The sequence below is a fragment of the Bradyrhizobium sp. genome, assembly GCF_049581145.1.
Lineage (GTDB): Bacteria > Pseudomonadota > Alphaproteobacteria > Rhizobiales > Xanthobacteraceae > Bradyrhizobium.
Window position 1 is genome coordinate 1 of record NZ_JBAURI010000073.1, and the last position, 18,021, is coordinate 18,021.

The 18,021-nt window shown below is 64.3% G+C and carries 17 protein-coding genes; 7 read left to right on the top strand and 10 right to left on the bottom strand.

What is annotated here, in order from left to right:
• Both WCB02_RS02015 and WCB02_RS02020 read right to left on the bottom strand, forming a co-directional pair.
• On the bottom strand, positions 1 to 173 hold a 173-nt coding region (locus WCB02_RS02015; RefSeq protein WP_423955837.1), incomplete at its 3' end, for a TadE/TadG family type IV pilus assembly protein.
• A gap of 435 nt (positions 174 to 608) precedes the next feature.
• Entirely contained in the window at positions 609 to 2,291 is a 1,683-nt protein-coding gene (locus tag WCB02_RS02020) for a pilus assembly protein TadG-related protein (protein WP_423955803.1), read from the bottom strand.
• Between the two features lie 208 nt (positions 2,292 to 2,499).
• Between WCB02_RS02020 and WCB02_RS02025 the strand changes: the two genes are divergently transcribed.
• Together WCB02_RS02025 and WCB02_RS02030 are read left to right on the top strand one after the other, a co-directional pair.
• Positions 2,500 to 3,066, top strand: coding sequence for a YidB family protein (locus WCB02_RS02025; protein ID WP_423955805.1), 567 nt, complete (start codon positions 2,500 to 2,502; stop codon positions 3,064 to 3,066).
• Positions 3,067 to 3,118: 52 nt separating this feature from the next.
• A complete protein-coding gene (locus WCB02_RS02030) occupies positions 3,119 to 3,394 on the top strand; it encodes a GlsB/YeaQ/YmgE family stress response membrane protein (protein ID WP_423955807.1) in 276 nt (91 codons plus the stop codon).
• Between the two features lie 59 nt (positions 3,395 to 3,453).
• Here the strand turns inward: WCB02_RS02030 and WCB02_RS02035 are convergent, their stop codons facing one another.
• On the bottom strand, positions 3,454 to 4,236 hold the full coding sequence (locus WCB02_RS02035; RefSeq protein WP_423955810.1) for an SDR family NAD(P)-dependent oxidoreductase: 783 nt from the start codon (positions 4,234 to 4,236) through the stop codon (positions 3,454 to 3,456).
• A gap of 252 nt (positions 4,237 to 4,488) precedes the next feature.
• Here WCB02_RS02035 and WCB02_RS02040 point away from each other — a divergent pair, with 252 nt between their 5' ends.
• The 3 genes from WCB02_RS02040 (at position 4,489) to WCB02_RS02050 (ending at position 7,622) form a co-directional block, all read left to right on the top strand.
• The gene (locus WCB02_RS02040) at positions 4,489 to 5,556 is read left to right on the top strand and encodes an acyl-CoA dehydrogenase family protein (protein ID WP_423955813.1); all 1,068 of its coding nucleotides are present in this window, start codon (positions 4,489 to 4,491) and stop codon (positions 5,554 to 5,556) included.
• 42 nt (positions 5,557 to 5,598) lie between these two features.
• Positions 5,599 to 6,756 carry an acyl-CoA dehydrogenase family protein gene (locus WCB02_RS02045; protein ID WP_423955815.1) on the top strand — a complete coding sequence of 386 codons (1,158 nt, stop codon included), beginning with the start codon at positions 5,599 to 5,601 and terminating at the stop codon, positions 6,754 to 6,756.
• A gap of 65 nt (positions 6,757 to 6,821) precedes the next feature.
• Complete coding sequence (locus WCB02_RS02050) at positions 6,822 to 7,622, top strand: enoyl-CoA hydratase/isomerase family protein (protein WP_423955817.1); 801 nt, start codon at positions 6,822 to 6,824, stop codon at positions 7,620 to 7,622.
• Positions 7,623 to 7,723: 101 nt separating this feature from the next.
• Here WCB02_RS02050 and WCB02_RS02055 read toward each other — a convergent pair whose 3' ends face one another.
• The 4 genes from WCB02_RS02055 to WCB02_RS02070 form a co-directional block, all read right to left on the bottom strand.
• A complete protein-coding gene (locus WCB02_RS02055) occupies positions 7,724 to 9,868 on the bottom strand; it encodes an acetate--CoA ligase family protein (protein ID WP_423955819.1) in 2,145 nt (714 codons plus the stop codon).
• A gap of 165 nt (positions 9,869 to 10,033) precedes the next feature.
• Positions 10,034 to 10,795 (bottom strand): hypothetical protein, encoded by a 762-nt coding sequence (locus WCB02_RS02060; RefSeq protein WP_423955822.1) that lies wholly within the window; start codon positions 10,793 to 10,795, stop codon positions 10,034 to 10,036.
• A gap of 2 nt (positions 10,796 to 10,797) precedes the next feature.
• Entirely contained in the window at positions 10,798 to 11,592 is a 795-nt protein-coding gene (locus WCB02_RS02065) for an enoyl-CoA hydratase (RefSeq protein WP_423955824.1), read from the bottom strand.
• A gap of 115 nt (positions 11,593 to 11,707) precedes the next feature.
• On the bottom strand, positions 11,708 to 12,925 hold the full coding sequence (locus WCB02_RS02070; RefSeq protein ID WP_423955826.1) for an ABC transporter substrate-binding protein: 1,218 nt from the start codon (positions 12,923 to 12,925) through the stop codon (positions 11,708 to 11,710).
• A 400-nt stretch (positions 12,926 to 13,325) separates the two neighbouring features.
• Between WCB02_RS02070 and WCB02_RS02075 the strand changes: the two genes are divergently transcribed.
• Together WCB02_RS02075 and WCB02_RS02080 are read left to right on the top strand one after the other, a co-directional pair.
• On the top strand, positions 13,326 to 13,913 hold the full coding sequence (locus tag WCB02_RS02075) for a thermonuclease family protein (RefSeq protein ID WP_423955828.1): 588 nt from the start codon (positions 13,326 to 13,328) through the stop codon (positions 13,911 to 13,913).
• A gap of 198 nt (positions 13,914 to 14,111) precedes the next feature.
• Positions 14,112 to 15,503, top strand: coding sequence for a M48 family metalloprotease (locus WCB02_RS02080; protein WP_423955839.1), 1,392 nt, complete (start codon positions 14,112 to 14,114; stop codon positions 15,501 to 15,503).
• A 284-nt stretch (positions 15,504 to 15,787) separates the two neighbouring features.
• Here the strand turns inward: WCB02_RS02080 and WCB02_RS02085 are convergent, their stop codons facing one another.
• The 3 genes from WCB02_RS02085 to WCB02_RS02095 all read right to left on the bottom strand — a co-directional run bounded on the left by WCB02_RS02085 (position 15,788) and on the right by WCB02_RS02095 (position 17,775).
• Positions 15,788 to 16,636: a CarD family transcriptional regulator gene (locus tag WCB02_RS02085; protein WP_423955830.1), complete on the bottom strand. Its 849-nt coding sequence runs from the start codon at positions 16,634 to 16,636 to the stop codon at positions 15,788 to 15,790.
• A gap of 363 nt (positions 16,637 to 16,999) precedes the next feature.
• Positions 17,000 to 17,338: a ferredoxin FdxA gene (fdxA, locus tag WCB02_RS02090; RefSeq protein ID WP_423955832.1), complete on the bottom strand. Its 339-nt coding sequence runs from the start codon at positions 17,336 to 17,338 to the stop codon at positions 17,000 to 17,002.
• Positions 17,339 to 17,505: 167 nt separating this feature from the next.
• Positions 17,506 to 17,775, bottom strand: coding sequence for an RNA-binding S4 domain-containing protein (locus WCB02_RS02095; RefSeq protein WP_423955835.1), 270 nt, complete (start codon positions 17,773 to 17,775; stop codon positions 17,506 to 17,508).
• Positions 17,776 to 18,021: the final 246 nt, after the last annotated feature.

Consider the following 18,021-nt stretch of genomic DNA (forward strand, 5'->3'; position numbering starts at 1 on the left):
GATTGCAGCTTGGCCTTGATTCGGGTGGCGAGCGAATAGTCGGTCGCGCAGCCGATCGCCGTGATGATCGGAACGGCCGCGACCGCGAAGATGACCGCGATGTTGCCTCGGTTGTCGCGGCGCAAGCGGGAGAGCAGCGCCGAGATACGGCTCAAGACTCTGGGCGCTTTCATGGCGAAGACATTCCTCTGGTCCCGCAAACGATGGAGACGCAGGGAACGAGTGGCCAACTTTATGCGGCGTTAAAGCAACTCCAGGGAATTCCGTAGTTCCCGCAACCTTCGCGTCGGGTCGGTATTCCTACGGATATGATGAGAGGATGGGAACGCAGCTTGATACGGCAACCGTTGCCGTTGCGCCGAACCCAATACCGTCGCGCGGCTGCGCCGAGACTGGATGATAGCTTCAGCGAAAACACGGCGCAGGAGATCAACGGCCCGGTGCGCGCCGGCATGGTCATATCTTCATACCGGTATCGATGGACTCGCGTGGGCCAGTCAGTTCGGCGAGCGCGGTGAGAATGCTGACGCGCCATGTCGTCAAAGCAACGAGGCGGCCATCCATCGGAGATGGATCGCCGCCATGATATGCCGCACTGACCGCGGCGCTCAATTTATGATGTGGGCCGTGGTCAAAGCGTGCTGAAACATGGCTTGCAGCGCGGCCGTGATGTCGGCGGGCGAGTTCGCCGTGTAAAAGTAGCCGGGCGAGGCGCAGCCTTGGAGGCTGGGCGGGATATTCGGGATGTTGTTGTTGGCGGCATCGTCCTCGTCACCGGCAAACGAGGAGTTTGTCGGGTTGATCGGCTGATAGGGAATGTAGAGCACGGACACGATGATGCCGCGGTTCTTGAGCTGGCTGCAGACAGTGGTGCCGATGGGGTCGATCACGGTAGCGTGGTTGCTGCCGGACCAGGAGCCGTTGGGAACGATTTTGGTCTGGTTGTCCTGTGCGCCGTCGGTGATCAGGAACACGTAGGGCAACGTGTCGCTCGACGTGCTGCCGTCGCCGACGCTTTTGATCAAAGTGTTGATGCTATCGAGCGCGGTATCGATATGGGTTCCGCCCGAGCCGAGGGTTGAATTGGTATTGGTATCGAGCAGCGTGGCCAGGTTGGCCGCGGCATAGTTGATGGTGCCGGATGTTTCGGGATCGCCGTTGATCGAAGAGGTCAGCGGAGAATAACTCGAATCGAGATACTGGATGAATGGATAGAGCCCGATCCGGAATTGGTTGGGAATCGTCTCGTAGGCCGGACTGTTCGCGGTCTGGAACAATGCGTTCACGGCGTTGCCGACCGCGTCGAGGCGCAACTGGATGCAGTTGTCGGTGCCCGCGGTGGGGCAGGAAGAAACCGCAGGAATGCTGTAGGGCAGGCTGCTGGAGTTGCCGGCAATCAGCGAATTCGGCGAACCGGCAGTGACCGTCGTGTTCAGTCCGGAAAGCATGGCGTCTGGCAAACCTGGAACCTGTTTCGGCACGCTCTTGGTCGACGCACTGTTGATGAGGTTCGTCAGCGCAGTCTGGCCGAGTCGCGAATACACATAGCCCATGCAGTAATTGTTCGTGTTGTATTGCTGAGTATACGAGGTGGTGGTGGTCGATGGGTTGGCGGGGGGAGCGGCAGGGGGAGTGACTGGGGGATCGACGCACGCGCTCTTTTGCGGCGCAAAATGGCAAGCCAGCGTACAGCCGCTGCGATATTGGACCCAGTTGTCCGGGCTTATTGCCTCCATCCGCCCGGCTTCGGTGGGCGTCGACGGCAGCCCCATCGATCCCGACACGTCCAGCGTCAGATAGAAATCGAGATAGAGCGGCAGCGAGGACGTTGATTTCGAGGTGCCGGAAATGCTCAACGTCTGGTATCCGAGAACTTTCATGAAGACCGCCGGGACCTGGGCGCTGAACTGCACGGTCGATGTCAAGGTCGGGCCGGTCTTGGTGACGGTGCTGGTCACCGCAAGGTTGGTGTAACCCGCAATCGCCAGATTGCCGTTGAAGATGTTGGTGGCGTCGGTGACACCGGCCGGCACCGGGCCGTTGGAGGTCATCAGGGTCGCCGCAAGATAACCGGCCGACTTCTCCGAGATCGAGGCCACGCTGGCGGCGTCGGCCGCCGACTGCATCTTCGCCTTCATGCGGGTCGCCATCGTATAGTCCGTGGCGGATCCGATCGCGGCGAGCACCGGCAGCAGCGCCAATGCGAAGATCACAGCCAGGTTGGCTCTGGTGTCGCGCCGGAACCGCAAGATCAGCGCGATCAGCCGGCTTGAAACGCGGGGCTCTGACATGTCGAACGAATCCCTCTGAAATCCGTGGAAGTACGGGCTTTCTTAAGGGCAATCGCTCTCCATAGGTTTTACAGAACTCCTACAATTTTACCCACACGGCCGCGGGCTCGGCGAATGGCGGCCCATGAGAGCCGCAGGCAACATGCCTCCTGCCTTGTAACCGTCACGCCCGGTCGATATGTCTGGGCGGGGCACAAGGGAGGTGGACATGGGTTTACTCGACGTCCTCAACGGCATGCAGCATGGCCCCCGTGGCCCGAGCGCTCCAAGCGCGCCATCCAGCGGCGGGATGTCGCCGATGACGATGGCGATCCTGGCCTTGCTGGCCTGGAAGGCGGTCAAACATTTCAGCCAGCCAGGTAGCCAGCCTGGCGCCGCGCCGGCCCCCTCTTCCGTTCCGTCAAATCCCGCGCCTTCAAGTCCGGGTGGCGGGCTTGGCGACGTGCTGAAGGGCGGATTGGGCGGCCTTCTGGCCGGCGGCGCCGCGGGCAGCGTGATCTCGGGCGGATTGGGCGATCTGCTCAAGCAGCTGCAACAGGGCGGTCAGGGCGAAACCGCGAATTCATGGGTCGGCAAGGGCCCGAACAAACCGATTTCGCCGGGCGACCTGGCGAGCGCGCTCGGCGCCGACCAGATCAATGCGCTGTCGTCGCAAAGCGGCCTGTCGCGTGATGAACTGCTGAGCGGGCTCAGCCAATATCTGCCGCAGGTGGTCGACCATTTGACCCCGGACGGCCGGCTGCCGACCGAAAACGAAGTGTCCGGCCGGCTCTGATCGCCGCCGGACGGCACGGCTTTATCATTCGACGTTTCACGAGGGGGTACTCATGGGCGGGATCATCTATGTCATCGTCGTCGGCTTCGTCGCCGGCATCATCGCGCGGATTCTGTCGCCTGGGCCGAACAACCCCTCGGGCTTCATCCTGACCTGCCTGCTCGGCATCGTCGGCGCGTTTCTGGCGACCTTCATCGGCCAGGCCATCGGCCATTACGGCCCCAATCAGGGCGCGGGCTTCATTGCCGCCACCATCGGCGCACTGGTGGTGCTGTTCGTCTGGAACCGGCTGGTCGCAAGCGGAATGATCCGCGACTACAACAGGTGACGGCGCAGCCGTGATCCCCGCCTGACGCAGGGATGACGTGTCCCAAACTTGCTGCAAACCTACTGAATGAGATGCATGCCGGCATCCATGCGCACCAGCTCGCCGGTCATGTTGCTCGATGCCGGCGTCGCCAGGAAGCAGACGAGTTGCGCGATGTCCTCCGCTGTTGAGGCCACCTTGAGCGCCACTTTCGCGACCACGGAATCCCGCACCAGCTTGGCGCCGGCTTCGCCGCGGCCCTTGGTGAACCACGGCGTATCGATATAGCCGGGACAGACCGTGTTGACGCGAATCAGCGGCGCCAGCGCGCGCGCCAGCGACAGCGTCATGGTGTTGAGCGCGCCCTTGCTCGCGGCATAGGCGACCGACGAGCCGCCGCCGGAAATGCCGGCGACCGACGACACGTTGACGACGGCCGAAGGCCGGCCCGATGCTGTCGCGCCGGCTTCCAGCAGCGCTCGCGCCGCGCGCACCATCTGGTAGGGCCCGATCGTGTTGACGCCGAAGATGCGCTGGAAATCTTCCGCCGAAAGATCATCGAGCCGGTCATGCGGCACATGCTTGGTGGTGCCGGCATTGTTGATCAGGGCATCGAGACGTCCGAACGGCGCCGCCGCCGCGACGATCTTTTTGCAGTCCGCATCGCGCGACACGTCGCCCTGCACCACCACCACCTCGGCGCCGGCCGTGCGGCAGAGATCCGCGGTCGCTTCGGCTTCCTTCTGGCTGTTGGAATAGTTGACCACGATGCGCGCGCCGCCCTTCGCCAGAATGGCCGCGGTCGCCGCTCCCAGACCGGACGCCGACCCCGTCACGATCGCGCACAAACCATCCTTCGACATCGTTTCCTCTTGTTGTTTGGAGTCATCCATTCCGTCGTGACGACCATACCGCGCGCCAAACGCCCTGCAAACTCAACAAAACTCCGCTATGCGGAATTAAACAGTCCGCCGGCAAATGGCTGCTGCTTCATGCCTGGCCTGCAGGCGGCTCTGCGAACAGCGCTTGTCAGGGGGATGGCTTTTCCCCATCATGCGGCGCAAGAGGAAGAGCAAGCCGCGCCCCAATGCGGCCGCCAAGAGACGAGGAACGCTGTGGCGGAGAGTGAAAACATCGTCGTCGAGACCGCGGAGAAAATCTTTTCCGATCTCGCCGACGCCCAGACCATCAACCGCGACGGCAACGGCGCATGGAAAGCGCCGCTGTGGCAGGCGCTGACGGAAGCCGGCCTGCCCTTGTCCTGGGTGCCGGAGGATTGCGGCGGCTCGGGCGCCTCTGTCGCCGAAGGGTTTTCCGTGCTCGGCGCCGCCGGGCGGTTTGCGATCGCGGTGCCGCTTGCGGAAACCATGTTGGCCGGATGGCTGTTGGCGCAGGCCAGGATCGCCTCGCCCGCAGGCGAGATGACGGTCGCGCCGGCGAGCCCGAAGGACCGCATCACGCTCAATGCGGACGGCACGCTGTCCGGCCGTGCGCGCGGCGTTCCCTTCGCCACGGCAGCCAAACACATTGCCGTTCTCGCAAGCGGCGCAGACGGCGCCTCGATCGCGCTGGTCGCGGCAGGCGCGACCCGCATTCAAGCGGGTCTCAACCTGGCCAACGACGCCAGCGACACCGTGAGCTTCGACAAGGTGCAGCCGCTCGCGCTCGAGCCGGCGCCGCTCGGGTTCGACCAGACCGCGTTGATGCTGATGGGCGGCGTCGTGCGCAGCCTGCAGATCGCGGGCGCGCTGGAATCGATGTTGGACATCAGCGTGCGCTATTCCAACGAGCGCGTCGCGTTCGAGAAGAAGATCTCGAAATTCCAGGCGGTGCAGCACAATCTGGCCAAGCTCGCCGGCGAATCCGCCGCGGCGCTGGCGGCCGCGACCTCGGCCGCCGATACTCTCGCCAGCAATGCCGCGTTCGACGACGACGCCGTGTTCCTCGAGGCGGTCGCGGCAAAGATCCGCTGCGCCGAGGCGGCCGAGAAGGGTGGCGCCATCGCGCATCAGGTGCATGGCGCGATCGGCTTCACCATCGAGCACATCCTGCATCGCTATTCGCTGCGCGCGCTGTCCTGGCGCGACGATTTCGGCAGCGAAAGCTTCTGGGCGGTCGAGCTCGGCAAGCGGGTCGCCGTGCGCGGTGCCGACGAGTTGTGGCCGCTGGTCGCCTCGCGCTGAAATCTCCGCAAAAACTTCGCTGTCCGAAAGTCGAGACATTCCATGACCGCAGCCCTCCGTTTCGATCCGATCCGCCTGCCGGCCAAATGCGAAACGCTGCGCAAGGAAGTCCGCGCGTTCCTGGCCGAGGAGATCGCCGCCGGCACCTTCAGCCCGTTCAAGCCCAACCGCGAGGACACCGACGCGCGGGAATTCTCGCGCCGCGTCGGCGAGCGCGGCTGGATCGGCATGACCTGGCCGAAGCAATATGGCGGCCACGAGCGCTCCTTCCTCGAACGCTATGTCGTGACCGAAGAGATGCGCGTCGCCAACGCGCCGACGAGGCGATTCTTCGTCGCCGACCGGCAGAGCGGCCCGGTGCTGTTGAAATACGCCCCCGAGCACATCAAGATGGACATCCTGCCGCGCATCTGCGCCGGCGAAATCTGCTTCGCGATCGGCATGAGCGAGCCCAATTCCGGCTCCGACCTGTTCGCGGCGCGAACCCGCGCGACCAGGACCGACGGCGGCTGGCTGATCAACGGCACCAAGATCTGGACCTCGTCGGCGCATATCGCCGACTACATGATCGCGATCTTCCGCACCTCGCCGACCAAGGAAAACCGCCGCCACGGCCTGACCCAGTTCCTGGTCAACATGAAGACGCCGGGCATCAAAGTGAACCCGATCGGGCAGATCACCGGGCAGTTCGAGTTCAACGAGGTGGTGTTCACCGACGCCTTCATTGCCGACGATCACCAGTTGGGCGAGATCGACGGCGCCTGGAAACAGGCGACCAGCGAGCTCGCCTATGAGCGCTCCGGCCCCGAGCGGTTTCTGGAGACCTATTACGTGCTCACCGAGCTGGTCCGCGCGATCGGCCCCAAGCCGGATTCCCGCAGCGCCGAGGGTATCGGACGGCTGGTGGCGCAGCTTCACACCATGCGGCGGATGTCGGTCTCGGTCGCCGGCATGCTGGCGGCCGGCAAGGAGCCGGTGGTGGAAGCCTCCATCGTCAAGGACATCGGCACGATCTGGGAGCAGCAATTGCCGCACCGGGTGCGCGAGCTCGCAGCCTTCGTCGAGGAGGATGCCGGCAATCGCGAGACCCTGGAAAAGCAGTTGTCGTTCGCGATCAAGACCGCGCCGAAACTGACGATCCAGGGCGGCACCACCGAAGTGCTGCGCGGCATCATCGCCCGCGGGCTTGGCTTGCGCTAGGCCTGCGCGGCTGATTTGCGCTCGGCGCGAGGCCTGGCTCACGCTGACTGAAACGAGGAAACCTGATGAGCAATTTCACTGATATCGGCGTCGAGACCCACGGCCATGTCGGCCTGATCGAAATCCGCAAGCCACCGCTGAATTTCTTCGACGTCGCCCTGATCAACCAGATCGCGGACGCGCTGGAGCAATTCGACCGCGACATCGAGATTCGTTGTTCGGTGCTCGCAGCCCAGGGCAAGGCGTTCTGCGCCGGCGCCAATTTCAACGATCCGGCGCGGCAGGCACAGGAAGCGCGCGCACAAGACGACCCGGCATCCAATTTGCCGATCAATCATCTTTACGTCCAGGCGGTGCGCATCTTCCGCAACCAGAAGCCGATCGTCGCGGCCGTGCATGGCGCCGCCATCGGCGGCGGACTGGGGCTGGCCGTGTCGACGGATTTCCGCGTCACCTGCCCCGAAGCGCGCTTTTCCGCGAATTTCACCAAGCTCGGCTTCCATCCCGGTTTCGGATTGACCACGACGCTGCCCGAACTGATCGGCAAGAACAATGCGGAATTGATGTTCTATACCAGCCGGCGCGTCACCGGCGAGGAAGCCTATCGCTGGGGCCTCGCCAACGTGCTGGTGCCGCAGGACAAGGTGCGGTCGGCGGCGATGCAGCTGGCCGAAGAGATCGCCGAATGTTCCCCGCTCGGCCTGGTCTCGACCCGCGCCACCATGCGCGCCGGCCTCGCCGACCGCGTGCTCGCCGCCACCAATCACGAACTGATCGAGCAGACCCGGCTGCGCGCCACCGAAGACTTCAAGGAAGGCGTCAAAGCCACCACCGAACGCCGCGCCGCGAATTTCAAGGGGCGTTAAGTCGCCATACGTCGTCCCGGCCTTGAACCGGGACCCATAGCCACCGGCCCTGTCGTTGCGAAGCGCGGCGGCTTTTCCGGCGCGATAGCGAACACCTGTGGTTATGGGTTCCCGCCTTCGCGGGGACGACGGTTGATTTTCCGCACCACCAGCGCATCGACGATCGTCACGCCCTGCCCTTCCGGATGCACCAGTACCGGATTGAGCTCGATCTCGGACACCTCGTCACGCAGACGATCGGCGAGCAGCGAGACCTGCGCGATCAATCGTGCCAGCGCGGCGATGTCGGCTTTGGCGGCACCGCGAAATCCCTTCAACAGCGGCGCGGCCTTCAGTTCATCCAGCATCGCCGCCGCCTCGCCGGCGCCGACCGGCGCGGGACGATAGATCACGTCGCGGAATAGTTCCGTGGTGATGCCGCCGAGGCCCACCATCACCAGCGGGCCGAAGGTCGTATCCTGCAGCGTGCCGATGATGATCTCGACGCCCTTTTTCGCCATCGGAGCGACCAGCACGCCCTGGATCGCAGCGCCCGGCCGATGCTTGCTGGCGTTGTCCAGCAGCGGCTGGTAGGCCATGAACGCCTCGCCCTTGGTCGCGATATTGACCCGGACGCCGCCGACCTCGCTCTTGTGCGGAATATCAGGCGACTGGATCTTCATCACCAGCGGCAGGCCGATCCGCGCGATCGCGGCGTCGAGACCGCTTTTCTCGGTGACCAGCACCTCGTCGGGCAGCACGATGCCGGCGTCGCGCAGCAGCGCCTTGCTGTCGGCTTCCGACAGCGCCGGCGCGTTGAGATGCGCGGCGAGATCGTGCGCCGGCAGGATGTCCGCCGCGACCGGCGGGGGCAACTCGAACTTCGCGGCCTGCACGAGATGCCGCAGCGCGACGGCGGCATGGGTCAGGCCGGACAGCACCACGATGCCGGAGGATGCCAGCGCGCGGCGCGCAAATTCCGACGGCAGCGTGTAGGAATAGAACACGACCGGCTTCTTCTGCGCCGCGATCACCGGCGTCAGCTCCGCCTCCTTGAACGGCATCCGGGTCTCGCTCGACAGCGACAGCACCACCAGGATGGCGTCGACCTCGTCGGACCTGTCCAACAGGTCGATGCTCCGCTGCAGCCCGCCGCTATTAACGCCCTGCGCGGTGACGTCGATCGGGTTGCGCGCCGTGCCGTAGCTCGGCAGCATCGTCTTGATCTCGGCCTGGATGCCTTTCGACAATTCCGGCACCTGCAGGCCCTGCATCGAGGCGGCATCGGCGCCCCAGATGCCGGCGCCGCCGGACACGGTGAGCACGGCGATGCGGTCGCCCTTCGGCAACGGATTGCTGGCCAGCACGGCCGCGATGGTGATGGCCTCGTCGAGATCGTTGGAAACGATGCAGCCGTATTTGGCGAACACCGCATCATAGGCCGCCGACCAGCCTGCCATGCTGGCGGTGTGCGAAGCGGCGGCGCGCTGGCCGGCGCCGGAACGGCCGACCTTGGTCACGATGACAGGCTTTTTCAATTCGGCGGCGCGCCGCGCGGCAGCGAGGAATTTGCCGACGTCGCGAATGCTTTCGATGAACAACAGGATCACGTCGGTCGAGGCATCCTGCACCAGATAATCGAAAAACTCGCCGGCGCCGAGATCGCTTTCATTGCCGGTGCTGACGACATAGCTGATCGCCACCCCGATCGCCTTGGCACGATGCTTGATGGCGAAGCCGATGCCGCCGGACTGCGCGACGATGCCGATCCGGCGCCTGGTTGCGACCAGCGGAACGTGGCCCGGCCTGACATCGACGGTCGGGCTGAAGGTCGCCGCGACCTTCTGTACCTCGCTGTAAAACCCTTCTGCATTGGGTCCGGAGATGCGCATGCCGGTGCGCCTGGCCAGCGCTGCGATCTCGTCCTGCATCGCGGCGCTGTCGCCGCCCTCCTCGGCGAAGCCGGACGAGATCACCACGGCGTTCCTGACGCCGGCTGAAGCGCATTGCGCGAGCGCGGCAAGCACGCCGCGCGCCGGAATGATCACGATGGCCAGATCGATCGGCGCGCCGATCTCGGCGACCGATCTGTAGCATGCGAGGCCGTCGATCTCGCCGTAGTTCGGATTGACCGGATAGAGTTGTCCCGGATAGCCGTTCTTGCGCAGCATCGACAGCAGCCGCCCCGGAATCTTGTCCTGATCGCGCGAGGCGCCGATCAGGACGATGCTGGCGGGCGCGAAGAAACTGTCGAGCGGATGCGGCATTCGAGACGGTCCCTTTTATTGTTGTTTGCGCCTGATTCTACCCCGGTGCGGGTAAAGTGATCCACCGTCATTGCGAGCGCAGCGAAGCAATCCATCTATCCCCGCGGAGGCATGGACTGCTTAGCTGCACTCGCAATGACGGATTGAGTCGATCGAGCTGAGGACTCATTCACGGATGCGAAAATCGACGCCGCCGAGTAGAAACGCGTTGCCCGTCACCGCGTAGCCCCTGGCCTTCGCGGCATCGCAGACGGCCGCGACCTTGCCGACCCGGAACTCGAGTCCGCTCATGATCTCGCGCTCGCCCCTGACGAAGCGGAAGCCGGCATTGGGGAGCCGCAGTTCGGGAACGCCGTCACTGCTGCCGGCAGCAACGCCAAGGATCTTGCCCCAATGCGCGGCCAGCCCTTGCGGATCGGGGCTCTGCATCTCGACGCCGGTCAATGCCTGGGTCACGTCGCGACGAATGAACCTCTGCCAGCCCGGCCCGGCCGGCGGATAAGGGCCGAGGACATCGTCGCTGCCATCGGTGTGGTTGAATTCGATGAAGGCAGCGCGGCAGTCGCGCGGGTGCAGCTGCACGCCGTGATAGGGCGGATGCGTGATCACATTGGCGGTGCGCACGCCGAGCGCGTTGGCATGGCTGCCGCGCGCGTCGGGATCGTCGCAGCAGAAGATCGCCATGTAGCCGCCGCGTCCATTGGTCTTGTCGAGGAAGCGGCCGGCCGCGGTGCCGGCCCGAACCGGCGCGACCACTTCGAGCAGGATGCTGTCGACCGGTAGCAGCGCGTTCTCGAGGCCGTATCTGGCGACATTGCCGTCGCGATAGCAGACGCCAAGCCCCATGATGGCGGCGATGTCCGAAATCACCGGCTCGAGATGCGGCGCCACCAGGCAGATCTGCCGCAGCCTGAGATAGGGCGCCATCGCTAGTGACCGTGGAACACGGGCTTGCGCTTCTCGACGAAGGCCTTGGCGGCTTCCTTGTGGTCGGCGGTCTCGCCGGCGCGCGAGTGATGGATCGCCTCGGCATCGAAGCAGGCTTCCAGCGACATCTGCTCGGCATTGTTGATGTTGCGCTTGATATAGCCGAGCGTCACCGACGGCCCCTGCGCCAGCGACATCGCGAGTTCATGCGCGGCCGCCGCGACCTCGGCGTCGGGCACCACCTTGGTCACCATGCCGAGCGCCAGGGCTTCTTTCGCCGTCAATAGCGGGGACAGCAAGTACAGCTCGCGCGCTTTCGCGCTGCCGAGCAGATGGGTCAGGAAATAGGTGCCGCCGTAGTCGCCTGACAGCCCGACCTTGGCGAACGCGGTGGTGATCTTGCAGGATTCGCCGGCGACGCGGAGGTCGCAGGCCAGCGCGATCGACAGGCCGGCGCCGGCCGCCGCGCCGTCGAGCTGCGCCACCACCGGCTTCGGCATCTGGTGCAGCAGCCGCGACACCTCCATGCCGCGGCGCAGATTCGCCGTCTTGGCTTCGAACGGCAGCGGCGCCCGGCCCTCCGCCATCGACTTGACGTCGCCACCCACGCAGAACGTGCCGCCCGCGCCCTTCAGCAGCACCGCGCGCACCTCGTGGTCCTCCTGCGCCCGCCGCGCCGCCTCCACCAGCCCGAGCGTCATGTCCGGATTGAGCGCGTTGCGCCGGTCCGGACGGTTCATGGTGATGGTCAAAAGACCGGATTCCAGGGTCTGCTGGACGATGTCGTTTGTGGTCATGGGATGTCGCTTTCTCTGTTGTCAGGCCGTCATTGCGAGCGAAGCGAAGCAATCCATCGCGCCGCGAAATGGATTGCTTCGTCGCTTCGCTCCTCGCAATGACGAAATCACGCCGTCACTTCTTCACCAGCGGGCAGCGCGATTGGTCGAGCGGCTGGAACGCCTGGTCGCCGGGAACGGTCGCGAGCAGCTTGTAGTCGTCCCAGCGGCCCTTGGACTCCGCGGGCGTCTTGACCTCGAACAGATACATGTCGTGCACCATGCGGCCGTCCTCGCGGATGTGGCCGTTCTTGGCGAACATGTCGTTGATCGGCGTGTCCTTCATGATCTTCATGACGGCGGCGGAGTCGGTGGTGCCGGCGGCCTTCACCGCCTGCAGATAATGCGTGACCGAGGAATAGACCCCCGCCTGCGCCGAGGTCGGCACCCGCTTGGTGCGCGCCATGAAGCGCTTGCTGAAGGCGCGGGTGTCGTCATTGAGGTCCCAGTAGAACGCCTCGGCGAGCAGCAGCCCCTGTGCGGTATCCAGGCCGATGCTGTCGATGTCGGTGACGAAGGCGAGCAGCGGCGACAGCTTTTGGCCGCCTTTCATGATGCCGAACTCGGCGGCCTGCTTGATGGCGTTGACGGTATCGCCGCCGGCATTGGCCAGTCCGATCACCTTGGCCTTCGAGGCCTGCGCCTGCAGCAGGAAGGACGAGAAGTCCGACGTGTTGAGCGGGTGACGAACGCTGCCCAGAACCTTGCCGCCGGATTTCAGCACCACATTGGTGGTGTCCTTTTCGAGATCCTGCCCGAAGGCATAATCCGCGGTCAGGAAGAACCAGGTGTCGAGGCCGGATTTCACCGCCGCAAGGCCGGTCACATTGGCCTGCGCATAGGTGTCGAACACGTAGTGCACGGTATAGGGGCCGCAGGCTTCGTTGGAGAGCCGGATCGAGCCGGGGCCGTTGAAGATGATGATCTTGTTGCGGGCCTTGGCGATTTCGCCGGCGGCGAGCGCGGTGGCGGACGCCGCGACGTCATAGATCATCTCGACGCCCTGATTGTCGATCATGTCGCGGGCGATGTTGGCGGCAAGATCGGCCTTGTTGAGATGGTCCGCGGCCAAAACCTCGATCTTGCGTCCCAGCACTTCGCCGCCGAAATCCTCGACCGCCATTTTGGCCGCGGTCTCGCTGCCGGGACCGGTGATGTCGGCATACAAGCTCGACATATCCAGTATGCCACCGATCTTGAGTGGAGGCTTTTCCTGCGCCGAGATTGGCGTGAAAAACGCCGTGGCGCTGAAGGCGATCAACGCCGCCACAACACCGGAGAAAATATGCTTCATCCAAAAACCTCCCTTGTCGCACATGTGCATTGCATGGCGGCTATAGTTGCCGCGATCATGCCGCATGCATCCGACAGCGGCAAGCCGAGGTCCAATCGCGTTCAAGAGGCCGTCCATGCAAGTATTTCCGTTAAGCGGAATGCGTGAGCCGCGCGCGCTGGGCTCGATGCTCGCGTCGGCCATCGCGCTACGACGTCCCGCCGGGCGAGTCGCAATTCTGTGTTGCGGAAGCCTGTTGCTGGCAACGCCGGCCGCGCCGGCGCATGCGGCGGGCTGCCTGTTCGAGTCCCTGGGCGAAGGCCATGTCGCCGAGATCATCGACGGCCGCAGTTTTCGCCTGACCGACGGCCGCGAGATCCGGCTGGCCGGCATCGAGGCGGCGCCGGCAGCTGCCGCGACTTTGAACCGAACCGCGGCGCTGGCGGCGATCCTCGCCGATCACGACGTGACCTTGCACGGCGAGGATGACAGCCCGGACCGCTACGGACGGCAGGCCGCCTTCGTTTTTCTCAAATCATCCGACACCCCGTCATCCGGCATTTTGGTGCAGAGCCTGCTGCTGTCCGCTGGAATGGCACTGGATACCGCCGATGTCGCCGACAAGGACTGCGCCGCGATCCTGATGGAAGCGGAGGCCGAAGCCCGGCGGGACAAAAAGGGCATCTGGGGTGGTGACGCCGTCATAAAAAACGCGGAAATAGCAGACGATATTTTGGCGGGGATCGGGCGATTTACGGTGGTCGAGGGCAAAGTCCTGTCGGTACGCCAGGCCGGAGCGACGGTTTACCTGAACTTCGGACGAAACTGGACACGGGACTTTGCTGTGACTATTTCAAAGCGCATGATGCCGGCGATCGAATCTGCCGGGATAGCGCTCAAATCCCTCGAAAATCGACGGATTCGAGTTCGCGGCTGGGTTGAGGCGCGCCCAGGTCCACGAATGGAGGTCTCCCGCGCGGCACAAATCGAAGTGCTCGGCGGAAGTTAGTGCGCTAAACAGGTGATGGGCACGCTGCAAGATTAAGGCTGCAAGATAATTGCAGGAAACGTTGGCAAACAAGCGTTGAGACGAGTGGCTGCAGTGGATGGGTTGATCAGCCGGCGCAACAGGGGAATCAGCCGTCGCGTCGGGGCAGCGCTGGCGTTCGTGTGCGTCGCAGCCCTGCTTGCCGCCTGCAGCAGCGACATGGCGGCACACTTCCAGACGGCGGCAGCGCCGCCGCTGCCGACGCCCAAGCCGACCCACACGATCGCGCAAACCCCCGCCTCCGAGCGCGAGCACGAGCGCATCCTGGCCTCCTACGGCGGCTCCTATGACGATCCGCGGCTGGAAGCCCTGACCAGCAAGCTCGTCGACCGCCTGGTGGCGGCGTCGGACCGTCCCGACCAGGGTTACAAGGTGACGATCCTCAATTCCGGTGCCGTCAACGCCTTCGCGCTGCCGACCGGACAGCTCTATGTGACGCGCGGCCTGATCGCGCTTGCGAGCGACACCTCCGAACTGTCCTCGGTGTTGTCGCACGAGATGGCCCATGTGCTGGCGAAGCATGCGGCGATCCGGGAGGATCAGGCGCGGCAGGCCGCGATCCTCGCCCATGTCGAGGGCGACATGAGCAACGACCCCGACGTGACCGCGTTCACGCTCGCCAAGAGCAAGCTGACGATGGCGAGCTTTTCGCGGGCCCAGGAATTCGAGGCCGACGACATGGGGGTGGCGATTTCGGCGAAAGCGCATTTCGACCCCTATGGCGCGTCACGCTTCCTGACCTCGATGGAGCGCAATGCCGAGCTGAAGGCCGGCAAGGCCGCGCTCGATCCGCGGGCGCAGGACTTCCTGTCCTCGCATCCGGCGACCCCCGAGCGCGTCGAACGCGCGGAGGCCGCCGCCAAGCAATACACTTCGCCTGACAATACCGAACGCGATCGCGAGGAGTATCTCTCGGCAATCGACAACATCGTCTATGGCGAGGACCCGAGCGAGGGCTTCGTGCGGGGCCGCCGCTTCCTGCATCCAAAGCTCGGCTTCACCTTCACGGCGCCGGAGGGCTACACGCTCGACAACACGGCGCAGGCGGTGATCGGCGTACGCGAGGGCGGTACGCAGGCGATGCGCTTCGACGTGGTGCGGGTGCCGGCGGAACAGACGCTCGGCGACTATCTCAATTCCGGCTGGATGGAGAATGTCGACAAGTCCCTGACCGAGGAATTGACCATCAACGGCTTCCCCGCGGCCTCCGCGGTCGCGCAGGGTGATCAATGGTCGTTCAAGATCTATGCGCTGCGCTTCGGCAGCGACGTCTACCGCTTCATTTTCGCCGCGCGGCAGAAGACCACCGAGAGCGACCGCAACGCGCGCGAGACCGTCAATTCCTTCCGCCGCCTGACGCTCGAGGAAGTCCAGGATGCGAGGCCGCTGCGCATCAAGGTGATCACGGTGCAGCCGGGCGACACCGTGGAATCGCTGTCGCACCGCATGTCCGGCGTCGATCACCCGACCGAACGCTTCCGCATGCTGAACGGCCTCGACGCTCACGCCCAGGTCAAGGTCCGCGACCGCGTCAAGATCGTGGTGGATTGACGGGCGAGGCTCGCGGCGCGATTTTCGCTCAGCGCGAACACGTTGCGAAGACATAGGGGTTGGCAAAAGCGACGCGTTGCCCAACCCTTCGCGATTCATGACGGCGCGATGGTGGGCACGGCGCAAGGGCGCCTTAGCCCAGCCCTGTCTTACGCGGTCGCGCCTCGGACCGGAGCCGCAACTCCGCCATCGTTGTCCCCGCGTTCGCAGGGACGACGCAGGGGTCAACAAAAAACCCGGTCGTTTCGGACCGGGCTTTTGCTGAGCTGATCTCGCGGTTTCGCTTACGCGGCTTCGTCGGCCACGGTGGCATCGCCCTCGGCTTCCTCGGTCTCGTCGCCCTCGGCTTCGCCAGCCTCGCCTTCGGCGCCGGCTTCCGCCTTGGCGCCGCGGCGCGGGCTCTTGGCGAGCTGGCCCTCGATCTCCTTGACCGCTTCGGCCTCGGTCGAGTGCTGCACCACGGCGATTTCGCGCGACAGGCGATCGAGCGCGGCTTCATAGAGCTGCCGTTCGCTGTAGGACTGCTCCGGTTGCGAGTCCGAACGATAGAGGTCGCGCACCACCTCGGCGATCGCGACGATATCGCCCGAATTGATCTTGGCTTCGTATTCCTGGGCGCGGCGCGACCACATCGTGCGCTTGACACGGGCACGGCCCTTCAGCGTCTCCAGCGCCTTCTTGACCAGCGCCGGATCGGACAGCTTGCGCATGCCGACATTGGCGACCTTGGCGGTCGGCACCCGCAGCGTCATCTTGTCCTTGATGAAGTTGATGACGAACAGTTCGAGCTTGGCTCCGGCGATCTCCTGCTCCTCGATGGCCAGGATCTGGCCGACGCCGTGAGCGGGATAAACGACGAATTCGTGGGTCTTGAAGCCCTGACGCTGGGTCAATACTTTCTTCTCCTCGACGCGGGGCGCGGGCACCACGGGTTTGGCGGCGACAACGGGTTTGGTGGCGGCAGCAGCAGGCTTGGCCGCAGCCTTGGGGGCGGCGGTGGTCTTCTGGACGGGGGCTTTCTGAACAGGGGTCTTCTGAAGTGGCGGCTTCTGCAGCGTCTTGGGCGCGACCTTCGAAGCAGTGGTCTTCGAAGCCGTCGCTTTCGCGGCAGTCTTGGCAGTCTTGTTGGGCATTGCGCTTCTTTTGTTTTTGGAGGACTTTGCAGCCGAGGCCTTACCGGCGGTCCGGGTATCCCTAACGGTCACCCCGGCACGGCTCTTGGATGCGCTGCGGCTGGCCGCGGCGGCTTTTTTGGAAAGCTTGGTACTCTTGCTACGCGTTTTCTGAGACACAGCCTGCGCGCGGAACTGCCACGCCCCTGTTGGATGTTGTCGGGAACCCAGAGGGGCCTGAGCGGGCTGACGGGGTTCGGGCTAATAATCTCCCCAATATAGCACATTTCCCGCAAAAATCAATGATTTAGAGGCGTTGTGTTCCGCTTTGGCCGCATTCCCGACGTTAGGGTTAAACTAACACCCTTCCCGCACCGTCCCCGCTCAGTCCCCCGAGCCGGGTTTCGGAGAAAAATATTTCTCAAATTTGCCGTCAACGCCCTCGAAATCCTTGGCGTCGGCCGGAGAATCCTTCTTTTGGGTTATATTCGGCCAGGCCTTGGCGTATTCGGTATTGACCTCCAGCCACTTTTCGAGCCCCGGCTCGGTGTCCGGCTTGATCGCGTCCGCCGGGCATTCGGGTTCGCAGACGCCGCAATCGATACACTCGTCCGGATGGATGACCAGCATGTTCTCGCCCTCGTAGAAGCAATCGACGGGGCAGACCTCGACGCAATCGGTATATTTGCACTTGATGCAGGCTTCAGTGACGACGTAGGTCATCCAAGGCTCCGGAACAGGATCAATTTCGGGTTTGCCTAGCGCAGTAAGTTCGGTGCCGCAAGTGAAGGCCGGAAAACTGCGGGTGGACGCCGCGAACGAGTCGGCGCCGGGCCCGCCTCCCTCTCGGAGAAGATGTTATTCACACATTTATTCAACCCGCGCGCCTGCTATTCCGTGCGCGGCTGCAAATCGTCATAGAGCCCGCGGGCCGCGGAGGCATCGCCGCGCCGCTCGGAAAAGCCCGTGACCTTGAGCACGCGCACGATGCGATCGAGCCCGATGGTCAGGACGTCGCCGGCCTTGACGGCATGACCGGGCGCGGTCTCGCGCACCCCGTTGATGCGGACATGGCCGGCCACCACCAGGGCGGCGGCGCTGCTGCGGGCTTTGACCACCCGGGCGTGCCACAGCCATTTATCGAGCCGCTGGCGATCCAACGCTGCGCTCAGTCCCTTGTCGATCCGCCTTCTTCATGCGAACCCCAATTCCTGCGAACCCAGGCAGAAATTCGCTCGAAGACGGCCTAATCCTTGCGGTTGGCGGCGAGCTGCTCTCTCAGCGCCGCCAGTTTGGCGAATGGCGAATTGGGATCGACCGGACGATCGCGGTCGCGTGGGCTTGCGGAGGTCGCAAACGGCCGCAGCGCCGGGCCGCCCTCGCGCTTGTCGCGGCCGCCCTTGTCG

Bases quoted from the DNA above. Each gene is read 5' to 3' on its own strand.
- WCB02_RS02020 (WP_423955803.1), bottom strand. From the start codon at position 2,291: ATGTCAGAGCCCCGCGTTTCAAGCCGGCTGATCGCGCTGATCTTGCGG.
- WCB02_RS02025 (WP_423955805.1), top strand. From the start codon at position 2,500: ATGGGTTTACTCGACGTCCTCAACGGCATGCAGCATGGCCCCCGTGGC.
- WCB02_RS02030 (WP_423955807.1), top strand. From the start codon at position 3,119: ATGGGCGGGATCATCTATGTCATCGTCGTCGGCTTCGTCGCCGGCATC.
- WCB02_RS02035 (WP_423955810.1), bottom strand. From the start codon at position 4,236: ATGTCGAAGGATGGTTTGTGCGCGATCGTGACGGGGTCGGCGTCCGGT.
- WCB02_RS02045 (WP_423955815.1), top strand. From the start codon at position 5,599: ATGACCGCAGCCCTCCGTTTCGATCCGATCCGCCTGCCGGCCAAATGC.
- WCB02_RS02050 (WP_423955817.1), top strand. From the start codon at position 6,822: ATGAGCAATTTCACTGATATCGGCGTCGAGACCCACGGCCATGTCGGC.
- WCB02_RS02055 (WP_423955819.1), bottom strand. From the start codon at position 9,868: ATGCCGCATCCGCTCGACAGTTTCTTCGCGCCCGCCAGCATCGTCCTG.
- WCB02_RS02060 (WP_423955822.1), bottom strand. From the start codon at position 10,795: ATGGCGCCCTATCTCAGGCTGCGGCAGATCTGCCTGGTGGCGCCGCAT.
- WCB02_RS02065 (WP_423955824.1), bottom strand. From the start codon at position 11,592: ATGACCACAAACGACATCGTCCAGCAGACCCTGGAATCCGGTCTTTTG.
- WCB02_RS02070 (WP_423955826.1), bottom strand. From the start codon at position 12,925: ATGAAGCATATTTTCTCCGGTGTTGTGGCGGCGTTGATCGCCTTCAGC.
- WCB02_RS02080 (WP_423955839.1), top strand. From the start codon at position 14,112: ATGGCGGCACACTTCCAGACGGCGGCAGCGCCGCCGCTGCCGACGCCC.
- WCB02_RS02085 (WP_423955830.1), bottom strand. From the start codon at position 16,636: ATGCCCAACAAGACTGCCAAGACTGCCGCGAAAGCGACGGCTTCGAAG.
- fdxA (WP_423955832.1), bottom strand. From the start codon at position 17,338: ATGACCTACGTCGTCACTGAAGCCTGCATCAAGTGCAAATATACCGAT.